The sequence below is a fragment of the Paenibacillus sp. FSL K6-3182 genome, assembly GCF_037976325.1.
GTDB lineage: Bacteria > Bacillota > Bacilli > Paenibacillales > Paenibacillaceae > Pristimantibacillus.
This window is the reverse complement of the sequence record NZ_CP150265.1, coordinates 2,913,573-2,926,646: the sequence shown is the minus strand read 5'-3', so window position 1 is coordinate 2,926,646 and position 13,074 is coordinate 2,913,573. Positions and strand designations below refer to the sequence as shown.

The window sequence follows — 13,074 nt, the reverse complement described above, 5'->3', positions numbered from 1 at the left end:
AGCAGCTGGCTGCTATAAATCATCATATTTGTACGAGTAACGCACCCTCGCAATGCTCAAGCATTGCGTCTCGAACATGCTCATGACAAGTCATAACTATAATTTGCCTTTCACTCGATAATGATGCGAGCAGCTTGGTTACTGCATGCAGCCTGCCTTTGTCGAAATTAACAAACACATCATCCAGCATAAGAGGAAGCTTCGCTCCACTTGTTGCTTCCTCCGCCAAAGCAAGGCGCATCGCCAAATAAACCTGCTCCGCGGCTCCTCTGCTTAACATTCCGCTGTCGATGAGACGGTGCTCCGCTGTTTCCAGCCTGATTCCCGGTTCGCCTGGCGTTGTAAGTACCCGAATATATTTGCCACCTGTCAGCTCCATCATAAAGCGCGACGCATTGCGAAGCACGATAGGCTGACGCTCTTCTTCATAAACACGTTTAGTTCGGCTAATTAATGCTGCACTAATAGAAAGGACCGCATACCGCTCTGCATCCTTCTCGATCTGGGCAACCGTCATCGCTTTATCAGAAAGCAGCCTTTGATGCTCCTCTTCCTGCAGGAGATGGTCTAGCGACTGCCGCACTCTCCCCCGCTTTTCAAGCTGCTCCTGCTTTTGCCGCTCCAGCTCTTTCAGCTCCGTCTGCGACTCCAAATGCAGCTGCTGCAGCTGCTCTTCATCATAGCTGCCAAACAAATGCTCGAGCTCGGAAATTCTCTCCGCTGACATGCCAGCCGTTATTTCCAACGCAAGCTTCGACAACTCAAGCTCAAGCGCCGTCCATATTCTATGATGCGAAATAGCAAGCTCATATTGGGGTTCACTTGAGAGACCAGCCGCTTCCACTGCTTTCAACACTTGGCTCTCTAGCTCAAGCTGCCGGGATTCAGCAGCCTGCTGCGCCATGCGCAGCTCATCGCGGCGCGTAATAATAGCGCGAGCTTCTTGTTTGGCTGCAGCATGGCGGCGAATTTCGGCATGCAGCAGGCGCAGCGCGAGGGCTGGGTCAGCAGCCGCCGCTGCGGCAGCTTCCTTGAAATGCCCGCACAGTTCAACTGCTTGCGCAGCGAAAGCAGCCAGCTGTTTGCCTGCGGCGGCTTGCTTCGCCGACAGCCGGTCATAATGCTGCAGCCGCTGCAAAGCTTGCTCGGCAAGCTCGAATGCTTCGAGTGCAGCGGCCGGCGACATTCCCGCCGGCAGTGAGCGAGCTGCAAGCCAGTCAGCCCACTGATGGGCGATGGCTTGCCTTGCTTGTGCAGCAGCGGCGGCAGCCTCGCTGCGTCCTGCAGCGTGCGCGCGCAGCCGCTCTAGGCGGCGGGCGAGCTCGCTGCTATGGTCGATGAGGCGCTCGCTGCGCTGCAGCGCCTCGAGACGGGCTTCGACTGCAGCGCGCAGCTGTGTGCGCGCTTGTTCCGCAGCGAGCAGATGCTCTGGCGAGCTGTAATGCTTTGCCGCAAGCAGGGTAGCCGCTGCCTCTTGCGGATGATGTACAATCATCTCTAAAGCTTGATGCACTCGTTTTTCTCGTTCATTAAGTTCCGTGCCAGTAAGAGCAGCTGCTCCGCCGCGCCCTCGCGAAAGTCCGCGTCCACGCAGCTGATCGCTGCTCTCGCCTGCAGCAGCAGCCCCAGTACCGCGACTCCGCAGCAGCGCCACAACAACAAACGCAAGCGCCGCTCCCGCTAGCGCCAGCGCAGCAATACCTGCACCGCGCCCTGCTCCGCCAAGCGCGGCTGCTCCAAGCGCCAGCGCGGCTCCGCCCGCTCCTGCCGCCGCAGTCCACCAAGGGCCGGCTCCGCCTCGGCCCGAAGCTGCCGCGCCGCGGCCAGCCGACTCGCTATCGCTTGCGGCTGCAGCGGCTCCGGCAGAGCGCGCCCGCTCGAGCTCCCACTCGCGCAGCGCGCTATCGAGGGCGTTCCACGCCCCTTTCAGCGCATCTCGCGTTCGCGGCAGCACCTCAAATCCGGTGCCGCCCTCCTGCTCGTTGCGCTCTTTCTCCCGTGCGGCGGCAGACCTCGCCTCCTCCAAAGCGATAGACGCTTCCTGCTCCTGCTGCTTTAGCGTCTCAAGCTCAGCCGCGAATCGCTCCTCTCCTCGCCCGTGCTCCAGCTCCTGCTGCCTGGCGCTGCGCACAAAGTCACGATCGGCTATCGTAACGTGAAGCTCCCTCAGCTGACGCTCTGTCCATTCCGGCGCGATGCTGGTAACGAGCCTCGCAATCATCTCATCATGCTCGCGCAGCTCTGATTCCAGCTCTATGCTGTCCTGCTTCAGCTGGCGCATACTCTCAGCTGCCTGAAGCAGAGCTTCCGTCTCATCTCCAATACGGAGAAACTGCTCATCATAACTTATTGCTTCAAGCTGCAGCTCCAGCAGCAGCGCTTTCTGCCTTTGCTTCTCAGCTTCTTCGCGCAGCTCAGCTCTTTGTCTTTGCAGCTCGTCCCATTCCTTCTCCGCATGCAGCGAGAGCTCTGCAGCGTAAGCGACTTGCTCGCGCTCAATCATCAGCTGCTGCTTGCGAATCCACAATGGCCTAGTCGTGCAAGCTTTATGAAGCAGCATTTGCCTTGCTTCTTTTGCTGGCAGCTCCAATTCCAGCTGTTGCAAGGATGCATCCAGCTGGCCCGTCTGCTGCGTCAACTGATTATAGGAGACAATGGCATCTGCGCGCTTCCGAAGCTGAGCATCTATTTGCTCAAGCGTTTTCAAATGTTGATTAATTTGTTGATTAGCTCCGCGAGGCTTAAAGAGAAGGTCCATCTCCTGTGCTAAACGTTTCTCAGCTGCTGCTATCGATTTTCCGTTGTCCCACCCTGCATGATACAAATATTGTCCAAGCTCTTCTCCCGACAACGCACCGATTTCTTGCAGTTCAGTCAGCGTAATAGCGAACAACTGTCGATACAATTTTTCACTAATGCCTCCTAAAAACTGCCGTTCCCATTCCGTTTGTGTGAGTGCTGCTTCTTCGAGAGATTTATCTGCTGCAGCAATGACGCTAATGAAAGGATCATTTAACAATTCGTCATTGCCAGCTGCATAGCTTAGAGCGCGCAGCTTAAGCTTGCCTAATCCGTCAGCCGCATACCGCTCAACAACGTATGCTTCATCTTCTGCACTTTGAAAAAACATCCGACCGCCATGCTTGCCGCCATTCACCGGTTCTTGCCGCTCATTCAACTGTCCGCGTTTGGCAAAACCAAAAAGCATCGATCGGATAAAGCCGAACATCGTGCTTTTTCCCGCTTCATTTGGGCCATATACGATAATGACCGCCGCATCGAGCGGTATTTGCTTCCTATATAGCTGTCCGAAACCGTCAATTTCAGCCTTCAAAAGCTTCATGCTACCTGTCATCTCCTATAGGCTTTTGCAGATACAAGCTGTACTCGCCCTATCATCATCCGCCACGTTCATGATCATGAAGCAAGCCAAGCGTCAGCTCGCGCGCTTGCTCTAGCCAGCGCTCGGGAGGCTCGTCCCATTGGTTAAACATAAGTCTGCCAAGCTTCGCATGCCCTGCTGCCGGGCTCACAGCATTTTTGGCAAAATCCTGCCATAACTTCTCATCCTCCGTTAATGCTGCGCTAAATCGAACGAGCTCTCCGGTAAAGCTGTCTTCCAACGCCAGCTCCTCCCAGTTGATCGCAGCCCCTGTGTTCACCTCTAGCCCATGCACGAAGATCCATGGTTCAACTGACGATATCGCCCTGCCCTCCTGCAATTGCTCAAGCAGCGTTCGAACAATCGCTGGCTCCGAGAGCTTCTGATGCAGCAGCCCGCGACCTGTCAAACAAAGTCGAAGCATAACCGAGCGGCCTTCCGCTTCAGCTAATATTCTGTCAATTAAACCTTCCAATTGCTGCAAAAGCTCCTGTTCTGTACTCAGCTCAGAGATGGAGCAGTCATACTCGTGCCACCTGACTTCATCCAGCGGCATAAAGGTCAGCTCTACCGCTCTTGCAGCGGTTACCTCCACCAAGTAACAGCCCTTTGCTCCTACTTCACGCGGATTTCTTCCTTGTGTGTTGCCTGCGTATACGACATGAGGGTATTCATGCAGCACCCTTCGTTTATGGATATGGCCTAGCGCCCAATAATCGAAGCCCTTGCCCCCGATAAGCTCGCCCAGCGAGCATGGCGCATACGGGTCATGCGTTCCATCGCCATCAACATTTCCGTGCAGCAGCGCGATATGAAAGGGCGCTTCCTGCTGTATTTGATAAGCCGCAGCTATATTTTCCGAGACGACGCGTTTTCCGTATGACCTGCCGTAAACAAATGCAGCCAGCTCACCGTTAGTACGGTAAGCCGGCCGATATTCCATTTGATCCGCTCCAAATATATGCACGTTTGCCGGCAGTTCTAAGTCTGCTCGCTCGCCATTTAACGGGTCGTGATTTCCATGGATCACATATACGGATATTCCATGCTCCTGCAGCTTTTGCCACTCCCGTACGAGCATAAGCTGTGCCCTGAGCGAACGGTCTGCTTCATCGAACAAATCGCCAGCCAGCACGATAAAATCCACCTGCTCGCGAATGGCGGTCTGCGTTAGCTGACGCAGCGCTGCAAAGGTGGACTCGCTGAGCACCTCTCGCACCTGATCCGGAGCCTTCGCAAGCCCTCGGAAAGGGCTGTCTAAATGCAAATCTGCTGCATGGATAAATCGAAAAGGTACCGACATTTTATAACCGCCTATTCCGATATAATGAGCCGTTATTCCGGCTTCATATGAATATAAACTTTTTTCAGCTGTGCAATCACTCGTTGAAGTGAATATACCTTTTTGGCTTTATCTGAACCAGACCTTGCCAGATGATAACGATAAGTGGGATCGGTTACGACCTTCTCCAGCGCATCAGCAAGAGCTGTCGCATCTTCAGGCGGTACTAACAATCCATTAACGCCATCTTCGATTTGCTCGGCGATGCCTCCTACATTCGTGCCGACAAGTGCAAGCGAGCATAAAGCAGCTTCTGCGAACACGGAGCCGAAGGCCTCAGCGCGAGAAGGCAATACAAATACATCAAAAAACGGCATAAACTCTTCCGGATGCAGCATATAGCCGTAAAAGATAATATCATCATACAAATCAAGCTCAACTGCTAATGCTTCAAGCTCCTCGCGAATCGGTCCATCGCCAATGATATGAAGAACAAACGGATGACCCTTCTGCTTAAGCTCTGCGCATGCGCGCAGCAGTACATCAAGTCCTTTGGCAGGGACGAGCCTGCACACCGTAATGAGCTGCGTTACCGCATTCTCATGGGATATCGGTTTAAATCGTTTCTCGTCAAAGCCATTTGGAATAACCTTTATTTTCTCTGGATGCTTGATATGAGGAGCGATATAGGTACGGAAGGACTCGGAAACGGTCAGCAATTGATCCGCCTTCGCCTCCAGCTCGCCATAAAGACTCATTAGAAATCGGTGTTCAGGTCCGCCCTCTTTAATCTTGCCGTTTAGAATAAGCTCCCGTTCATAGCTGGAATGGATTGTCATCGCAAGCGGAGTATCTGGAAATAGCTGCTTCATGACAAGTCCAGCAATCGGATGATGCGCATGTATAATATCGTATGGCTTTTTGATCCGCATCTTTGTCCACCATACGTAATCTTTATAAGTTTGAATATATTTATCGACCATTACATTTCCGCTGTAGATCGTATGATCAAAGGTTTCGAATGTCACTTCTTCCTGCCCTTTGCTTCTTACTCGCTTAGGCAGAGAGAACAATTCCATTTGCCAACCAAACTTAATGAATCTATCTTGAATATACGGGATCATGGAAGAAACTCCGCCCGGCTGCTCCGGTGGAAAAAATAACGCTTGTAAAATATTCATGTGTCCCATCCTTTCAACGTAAAACATGTATTCCAACTATTCGTTCACCGTAAAACATGATATATTAGAACATATGTTTCTGTAAAGCTATTGAAACTAATACTAGATAACGGTGGGTAACTCATGACTCTTACACAATGGCTTTCAGGCCCAAATGGACAACTGCTCTCTTCATCGGCGGTCATCGTCATTCTGATCTTAATGCTCTTCATGTCGGTTCGGCTTTATGTAAGCTACCGCAACAAACGAATTTATCGCTTGCTCATTACAGCCATCCCAATCATTATTATTAAGCAATGCCTGCTCGTCGTGCTCGCTTATCCAGGCTGGTCATTATCACCATTTCTACATTTAGCCTTTACCATACTTCAAATCCTATCTTTTATTATTATAAACTTTGTTTTCATGAAATTATATACTCATCGAACGGCACAGCTTAAAGTCATTCCCTTTATCATTATGAGTATGATGACATTCGTTATTGCAGGCATACAATTTGCGATTATGCCCAATTCGATGGACACGGTCGTTCATGCCCAAGCTTTTACATACCCGGCACTCGATTTCTATGGTTTAATCGTTATTTTCATGATTATGCTTGATACAAGAAGCGCCCACATGAGCTCCAAGTATTATGCGAGCTTAATCGTGTTTTTTGCAAGCGAGCTTGCTAGGCTGTCGAATGCCTATGTATTTCATGGCTCATTGACTTGGTTGCTGACGATTAGCCAGCTGCTGCCAATTGTGTATTATACCCTATTGTTTATCCTCTTGTTCGAGTGGGTAATCGAGAGGTTGATGTTTACCTATCAATCGTCTATTATGGATGGCTTGACTGGATTGTATAATCGGCGCCATTTCTCTTCGAAGGCGGAGCAGCTGCTCCAGAGCAACAAGCCGATGGCTATTATTTTTTGCGATATCGACAACTTTAAGAAATTGAATGATACCCATGGCCACCATAAAGCCGATGGCGTACTGAAGCAGGTTTCCGAGATTATTAAGGAAGAATCGAGCGGCATCGGATCAGCGGGCCGTTATGGCGGAGAAGAGCTGCTAAGCTGCATTAGCACGGAGCGCGTAAAACCTGAAATTGTAGCTGAATCCATTCGGCGCAGAGTCGAGCAGGAAACGATGGTTACAATAAGTGTCGGCTTCAGCACCTCCAAAGAAAGCAAGGCTGTTCAAGAAATGATTAAGCAGGCTGACGAAGCGATGTACTATTCCAAAACGACAGGCAAAAATAAAGTAACCCCATTCAAATCATCAGTTGCTTCCAAAAAATCAAAAGCATAAACAATGAAAAGGCACTGATCATACGGCTTAAAGCCTTGATGGTCAGTGCCTTTTTTTTGTTTGCTTCTGAGAAAAGCGTAAGTACTCAATATTCGTCATATGATTACAATTTTCAATAGCTGTCCTGCCTTCTCGCTGTACCTAACAGCTGCCAAGCCCTATCGTTATCGCTTTGCCGCAGTTGGCTTCTCTAATGAATAAAGCTCGTCTTCCAGCGTTTGCATCCGCTCAAGCACCGTTTGGCGAGCATCTTTAATCGCATGATTATAAATATGTGGCCCAACCGCTTGTATCATAAAATCAAGCAGCTGCTCCGCCGCAATCGATCCAAGCGTCTCCGAACGCTCCAGCTCAAAATACTGCTGAATGCTAGCAATCAACTGCTCCTTCTGCTCTTTTGGCAACTTCAACATTAACATATTATTAACCCTCCAATTGTCCTCTGAGAATGGTCACTGCTTGTCCTTGCAAATACACTCGCTCGCCTTCCGGTCTTACCTTCACTATCCCTCCGCGCTCCGATGCCTGATAGCCAGTTAACTCCTGCTTGCGGAGCCTCTTCGCCCAATATGGCGCGAGCGCGCAGTGGGCCGAGCCCGTTACAGGGTCTTCATCGATCCCTGTACCAGGAAAAAATGCCCGAGATACAAAGTCATACGCAGCATCTGTTGAACGGCTTGTAATGATAATTCCTCGAGCGCTCAGACGGGCAAGCATCACAAAGTCAGGCCGCAGCGTACGAAGTGTATCCTCACTGTCTACCTCAACAAAGTAGTCCATTCGATTGCGGCCAACATATCTCGGAATGAGACCTAGACCCTGAATGAGCTCCTCAGGTGCAACAGCTGCTTCCGGCGGCTCGGAAGGGAAATTCATCTCCATCCAGTCCCCTTTATGCACAGCGGTCAATAACCCGCTTTTCGTCATAAATCGTGCCGTTTCGTGCTGTGGCAGTCTTCCTGTCTCCCATAATATATGTGCTGTAGCAAGCGTAGCATGTCCACATAAATCAATCTCAGCAATCGGTGTGAACCATCTTAACTCATAATGCTCTGCTCCCTGCTCAATAAATGCCGTCTCTGAGAGATTCATTTCCGCTGCCACCTGCTGCATCCAGCGTTCAGACTGAGGCTCGTCTACAATGCAAACGGCGGCAGGATTGCCTTTGAATTTTTCATTCGTAAATGCATCTACAATATATAACGGATAATTCATTTTTCCAACATTCCTTTCTTAATCCATGTCACGCCAAACAACGATAGTACAGCGCCATATAAGAGATGACCAAGCAACCACCAAATCAGTGCTTGTACATCGCTAGTCGCTGGAGTACGCTCTGAGAGCTGTGTAAGTGGAATCCACGTACAGCATGCGACTGCTATACTCATGCCAAGGCTTAGTCCTATCGGAGCTCTCCAAAGCGACAACAGGGATAAATAAATAATACCTAGTGGAAGTGCAACAACCATATGAAGGATAAATTCAAGCGTCTCCGTTCGTTTATAAGGCAGCCATTCTATGAAATCAATATTAAGAAGCAATACATATACCGCTGATCCGGTAAGGTGCTCAAGCAGCTTCATCGTAAAGCCTAACACGATTCCACTCACAGCACCAGCCGCAATACCAGCAATAACTAGCTTTCTGGCATCCTGCCGATACAAGCGCTTATTCCCATCTCTCATAGCTGACATTTGAAATCCTCTTCTCTGAAACTGTTTCAATCACAAACAAAAAAGTGCTTGCTGTCACAAAATGATCCGGCTTGAATGTTATCCATTCCATACTCCGATTCGTTTGCGTGCAAGCACTTCATATAGGTTATCCTTTGAGCGGAATAAGCAGCTCTACCGGCTCTTCCTCCAAATGATGCTCGTCAATATAAAACAACTCCAGCGATACGGCATTTTCTTGCTTCTCTAGCCGCAGCTCATTTATCCAAGCATGAAGCTGCTCGTACCCTTCGCCGATTCTTTTATTGGAGCAAGCGACCATCGCATAACGATGTTCAGGAATCGTGAATTGTACCATACCAGGAGGCAATTCCTCCAGATGCTGGACTTCATAACAAGCCCAGTAGGTAGCAAACACTTCATTGCCGAAGTACGGACTGTACAATACGGTCGATTTTGTTGCATCATTCAACTCGTGCTTGCGTGTCAAAAACTCGGTCTGCAGCCGAATCGCTTCATCCGGAAAGGATGAATATGGACCGCAGTAGCTGATACCCGCCAAATGAAGCGCAGGTTTTGTTACGATTGAGCAGTTTTCCACGCGATTTCCTCCTTCGAATCTTTCAGGACTTGTGCGCTAGGATGAGCTTTCTCTGCCCATAGTGTAACATGATTTGCAAGTATTTGGATAGTCGTTTACATGTTAATCCTTTATCGGGATTATTGACATAGCCGCTAGCCTTGCTCCAGTCGTTTCATAAATTCTTCTACCGCACTATAGCCTTGCTGCTTTAAGTACCAATTATTCGCGGCTGCCTCAATTAAACCTGCAACGTCTCTGCCCGGCTGCACTTGAATTTCAATATGAGGAATTTTCACACCCATATAATCTGTAAATTTGGTTTCCAGCTCTAAATCATTATTGAGTTCATTATCACGCCACTTCGTTAATTCAATATCGAGTACAATTCTCGTCTCGTCTTGAAACGCCTGTCTGCCATATAATCTAACAACATTAATAAGACCAATGCTGCGCAAAGCTAGAAACTCCTTTGTTTTCTCATTATGCGTGCCAAGCAGCGTTTGGGAGCTAAGCTTTTTTAGTACAACGATATCATCAGCAACTAACCTAGAGCCCCGTTTGATGAGCGTATGGGCTGTTTCGCTTTTGCCAATGCCTGACTTGCCGCGCAGCAGCACGCCAATGCCAAGCACATTTAAGCAAATCCCATGAATCGATATTTCCGGAGCAAGCGTTTTGAGCAAATAAGCATCCAGCATGCCAAGCAATTGCACCGTTGGAAGCTTCGTTCGCAGCAAAGGAATGCCTTCTTGATCGCAATATTTGGTCAAATATTTTAGACCTTCCTGACCCGCAGTGACTACAAAGCAAGGCGGATGATATTTAACAATATTGCCAATATGATGATTTCGTTCTTCTTCACTTAAGGAGTGCAGGTATGTAATTTCCTTCCTGCCCAAAATTTGAACATGCTCCTGTGGGAAAAAATCGTAATATCCAACAAATTCAAGTCCTGGTCGATAAGCTCTTGCTTTAACAATCTGTCGATCGAGCTTATCGGCTCCTGCTAATATTTCTAATGATAATTGCGCTGCTAATTCCCGTACCGCTATTGATTTCATAACATTACGCTCCTTTGCTGTTATCATAAAGTGCTGTTTATATTAAGAGCCTGTCGAGCGATAATGACGAACACCGATGTTCCATACAATTAGACATGGCAAAATAAAGAGGATGCCAGCTATTGGCGAAATCATATAGAGCAGTTCATTCCCAGAGGTTCTGTCTAACAAGTAGAGCAAAGGCAAATAATTGACACTTCCGAAAGGGATGACGAACGTAAAAAAACGAGTCACCCATTTCTTATAAATGCTTAACGGATACTGGGCCATCTCTCGCCCTCCGTCCGTAAATATATTTGCAATCTCAAGACCTTGAACCGTCCAAAAACACATCGTTGCAGCCAGTATAAAGATACCAGAGAAAACAAAGACACCGCTCAAAATCATAAAAATAAGAGTTATTGTTTTAAGCAATGTCCACTCGATCGTAAGCTCACTTAAAGCCCACGTCAAGATGATTACGCTTTGCAGCAGCCGTCCCACTCGTGAAAATTCGAATTTCGAGCCGAGCACCTGAAGCACGGTACTGCGCGGCCGAACCAGCAGACGGTCAAAATCTCCATTAACGACCAACGTAGAGAACGAATCGAAACCGCGTGCAAAACATTCACTAATCGCAAATGACATATGAATAATAGAAAAGCATAACGCTACTTCTTGAAAATTCCAACCCTCAATTTGGCCAAATCGCTCAAACATAAAATACAATCCTGCAAAAACAGAAAATGGCACAAAAAATTGACCTAAGGAGAGCAGCCAAAATGAGGTAAGGTACTGCGTTTGCGACTTAAACATGATCAAAATATATTTACCGAACAATCTCATATGGGTTACCCTCCATTCACCACAACTCTACGTAATGCTTTTGCCATTGCCAGCCTGCCTAAGCCCACTAGTACAACAAACCAAACCAGTTGAACACCGATGCCGATGAGCGCTTCTTCCTTAGCAATATGTCCCGAGTATACCCGAAATGGGAAATCCGCTGTCCATCGAAACGGCAGCACATATACAATATTTTGCAGCCATGAGGGCATAAGAGGCACGGGTATAACCATGCCTGCCAGAAATTCGCCGATTACACCAAACATGAGCAGCGAGCCAGCCGGTGAAAGCGTAACGAACACGGATATGTACATCAACATAGAAAGGGCAACAATCATAAGCAGTCCAAGCAATAATGCAACGATAAACAAAACAAAGGCTGCTGGATCTTCTGGCAGCGGCATCCGGTAAGGCTCTGGCAGAAAAAAAGCTACTATCAAAACAGGGATACTTTTTAGAATGGCACTCGAGAGCCGCTGTGCAATAAGCTTGGCATACCATAATCCGTATATGCCGCTAGGTCTGCAAAGCTCGTAAGCAATATTGCCTGTCGTTATAAGTCCGAATAGCTCATTGTCACGGAACCACAACATAACAAACGAAAGAAAAGCCTGCTGCAGCCATACATATGTGATAAGCTGCTTCAATGAAATCGGAGGCGGAGTCGTTGTGCCGCTATAAAACGCCTCAAACACCATAATGATAATGAAACCCCAAAAAAATTGAGTCGCAACTCCCGCCAGCGCTGCGGTACGGTATTGCAATCCGTATGTGAGACGCAGCTTAAATACCGAAATATACGCTTTCATTATATTTGATGCTCCTTATACAGCTGAACGATCATATCTTCAATAGGCAAGGTATCAATCGTGACATCGAGAAGCTCCACCTGCTCAGACAGACGGATGAGCACATCGCTTATGACAACCTGAGCTGTATCGACGCTTAGCACAGCACGCTCAGGCGACCATTCTTCAACGACGGCACCAGCAATCTCAAGCGGCTCAGCGCGGTGGCTGTATACGACGGTAATCGTTTTTTGTGTTCCGAACTGGCTGCGTATCGCACTTAGGCTGCCATCATAAAGCAGCTTTCCTTTGCCAATAAGAATAATCCGGTTCGCCAGCGCTTCAATATCATTCATGTCATGAGTGGTCAAAATGATCGTAACGCCCTTCTCTTCATTTATCGTCTTAATGAAGCGGCGCACAGCGATTTTGGATACGGCATCGAGGCCAATTGTGGGCTCATCCAGAAATAGCACACTTGGGCTGTGCAGCAGGGAAGCCGCAATTTCGCAGCGCATCCTTTGTCCAAGACTAAGCTGTCTTACTGGCATCTGAATAATTTCCTGCAGCTCAAGCGTTTCTGTAAGCAATGCTAATGTGCTTTGATACTCCTGCTCTGGCACCTTATAAATATCCCGCAGCAGATCAAAGGAATCGATGACTGGCACGTCCCACCACAGCTGAGACCGCTGACCGAAAACAACACCGATATGCTTCACATACGCGACCCGATCCTTCCACGGCGTATAACCCATGACCGTACATGTACCGCTGTCTGGCACAAGAATGCCGCTCATCACTTTAATGGTCGTTGACTTGCCTGCCCCGTTAGGTCCGATGTACCCTACAATCTCACCCGGCTCAATCGTGAAAGAAATATCGTTAAGCGCTTCCACAACTTTGTATTCCCTTTTGAATAATGCCTTTACTGCTTGCTTAACACCTGAAGAGCGTTTAGCAACCTGATACGATTTACTTATCCCATGAACTGTAATCACTATTT

Annotated in this window: 12 protein-coding genes; 1 reads left to right on the top strand and 11 read right to left on the bottom strand. The window is 48.4% G+C overall.

The window, feature by feature from the left end; all coding sequences use genetic code 11:
* Positions 1–22: 22 nt before the first annotated feature.
* Genes MHH56_RS12525 through MHH56_RS12515 form a run of 3 tightly spaced genes read right to left on the bottom strand, consistent with a single transcriptional unit; the run spans position 23 to position 5,845 of the window.
* On the bottom strand, positions 23–3,343 hold the full coding sequence (locus tag MHH56_RS12525) for an AAA family ATPase (protein WP_339208564.1): 3,321 nt from the start codon (positions 3,341–3,343) through the stop codon (positions 23–25).
* Between the two features lie 55 nt (positions 3,344–3,398).
* Positions 3,399–4,685 (bottom strand): DNA repair exonuclease, encoded by a 1,287-nt coding sequence (locus MHH56_RS12520; protein WP_339208562.1) that lies wholly within the window; start codon positions 4,683–4,685, stop codon positions 3,399–3,401.
* A 32-nt stretch (positions 4,686–4,717) separates the two neighbouring features.
* Positions 4,718–5,845: a glycosyltransferase family 4 protein gene (locus MHH56_RS12515; RefSeq protein ID WP_339208561.1), complete on the bottom strand. Its 1,128-nt coding sequence runs from the start codon at positions 5,843–5,845 to the stop codon at positions 4,718–4,720.
* Positions 5,846–5,968: 123 nt separating this feature from the next.
* On the opposite strand from MHH56_RS12515, the gene MHH56_RS12510 reads away from it, so the two are divergent.
* The gene (locus MHH56_RS12510) at positions 5,969–7,141 is read left to right on the top strand and encodes a GGDEF domain-containing protein (protein WP_339208560.1); all 1,173 of its coding nucleotides are present in this window, start codon (positions 5,969–5,971) and stop codon (positions 7,139–7,141) included.
* Between the two features lie 164 nt (positions 7,142–7,305).
* Here the strand turns inward: MHH56_RS12510 and MHH56_RS12505 are convergent, their stop codons facing one another.
* From MHH56_RS12505 to MHH56_RS12470, 8 genes are all read right to left on the bottom strand, one after another.
* Positions 7,306–7,560, bottom strand: a complete 255-nt coding sequence (locus tag MHH56_RS12505; RefSeq protein WP_339208559.1) for a DUF2164 domain-containing protein — start codon at positions 7,558–7,560, stop codon at positions 7,306–7,308.
* A gap of 4 nt (positions 7,561–7,564) precedes the next feature.
* Complete coding sequence (locus tag MHH56_RS12500) at positions 7,565–8,356, bottom strand: PhzF family phenazine biosynthesis protein (RefSeq protein WP_339208558.1); 792 nt, start codon at positions 8,354–8,356, stop codon at positions 7,565–7,567.
* Positions 8,353–8,835 carry a hypothetical protein gene (locus MHH56_RS12495; protein WP_339208556.1) on the bottom strand — a complete coding sequence of 161 codons (483 nt, stop codon included), beginning with the start codon at positions 8,833–8,835 and terminating at the stop codon, positions 8,353–8,355. Before MHH56_RS12495 ends, MHH56_RS12500 begins: the two co-directional genes overlap by 4 nt.
* Before the next feature lie 127 nt (positions 8,836–8,962).
* On the bottom strand, positions 8,963–9,415 hold the full coding sequence (locus tag MHH56_RS12490) for a GyrI-like domain-containing protein (protein ID WP_076270056.1): 453 nt from the start codon (positions 9,413–9,415) through the stop codon (positions 8,963–8,965).
* 134 nt (positions 9,416–9,549) lie between these two features.
* Entirely contained in the window at positions 9,550–10,458 is a 909-nt protein-coding gene (hprK, locus tag MHH56_RS12485; RefSeq protein WP_076270057.1) for an HPr(Ser) kinase/phosphatase, read from the bottom strand.
* 42 nt (positions 10,459–10,500) lie between these two features.
* Positions 10,501–11,283 (bottom strand): ABC-2 family transporter protein, encoded by a 783-nt coding sequence (locus MHH56_RS12480; protein WP_339208554.1) that lies wholly within the window; start codon positions 11,281–11,283, stop codon positions 10,501–10,503.
* A 5-nt stretch (positions 11,284–11,288) separates the two neighbouring features.
* On the bottom strand, positions 11,289–12,092 hold the full coding sequence (locus MHH56_RS12475) for an ABC transporter permease (protein ID WP_339208552.1): 804 nt from the start codon (positions 12,090–12,092) through the stop codon (positions 11,289–11,291).
* A complete protein-coding gene (locus MHH56_RS12470; protein ID WP_339208550.1) occupies positions 12,092–13,069 on the bottom strand; it encodes an ATP-binding cassette domain-containing protein in 978 nt (325 codons plus the stop codon). Before MHH56_RS12470 ends, MHH56_RS12475 begins: the two co-directional genes overlap by 1 nt.
* Positions 13,070–13,074 lie beyond the last annotated feature (5 nt).

What these genes read in the sequence shown, in the direction of transcription:
- MHH56_RS12525 (WP_339208564.1), bottom strand. Translation starts at nt 3,343, where the DNA reads ATGAAGCTTTTGAAGGCTGAAATTGACGGTTTCGGACAGCTATATAGG.
- MHH56_RS12520 (WP_339208562.1), bottom strand. Translation starts at nt 4,685, where the DNA reads ATGTCGGTACCTTTTCGATTTATCCATGCAGCAGATTTGCATTTAGAC.
- MHH56_RS12515 (WP_339208561.1), bottom strand. Translation starts at nt 5,845, where the DNA reads ATGAATATTTTACAAGCGTTATTTTTTCCACCGGAGCAGCCGGGCGGA.
- MHH56_RS12510 (WP_339208560.1), top strand. Translation starts at nt 5,969, where the DNA reads ATGACTCTTACACAATGGCTTTCAGGCCCAAATGGACAACTGCTCTCT.
- MHH56_RS12505 (WP_339208559.1), bottom strand. Translation starts at nt 7,560, where the DNA reads ATGTTAATGTTGAAGTTGCCAAAAGAGCAGAAGGAGCAGTTGATTGCT.
- MHH56_RS12500 (WP_339208558.1), bottom strand. Translation starts at nt 8,356, where the DNA reads ATGAATTATCCGTTATATATTGTAGATGCATTTACGAATGAAAAATTC.
- MHH56_RS12495 (WP_339208556.1), bottom strand. Translation starts at nt 8,835, where the DNA reads ATGTCAGCTATGAGAGATGGGAATAAGCGCTTGTATCGGCAGGATGCC.
- hprK (WP_076270057.1), bottom strand. Translation starts at nt 10,458, where the DNA reads ATGAAATCAATAGCGGTACGGGAATTAGCAGCGCAATTATCATTAGAA.
- MHH56_RS12480 (WP_339208554.1), bottom strand. Translation starts at nt 11,283, where the DNA reads ATGAGATTGTTCGGTAAATATATTTTGATCATGTTTAAGTCGCAAACG.
- MHH56_RS12475 (WP_339208552.1), bottom strand. Translation starts at nt 12,092, where the DNA reads ATGAAAGCGTATATTTCGGTATTTAAGCTGCGTCTCACATACGGATTG.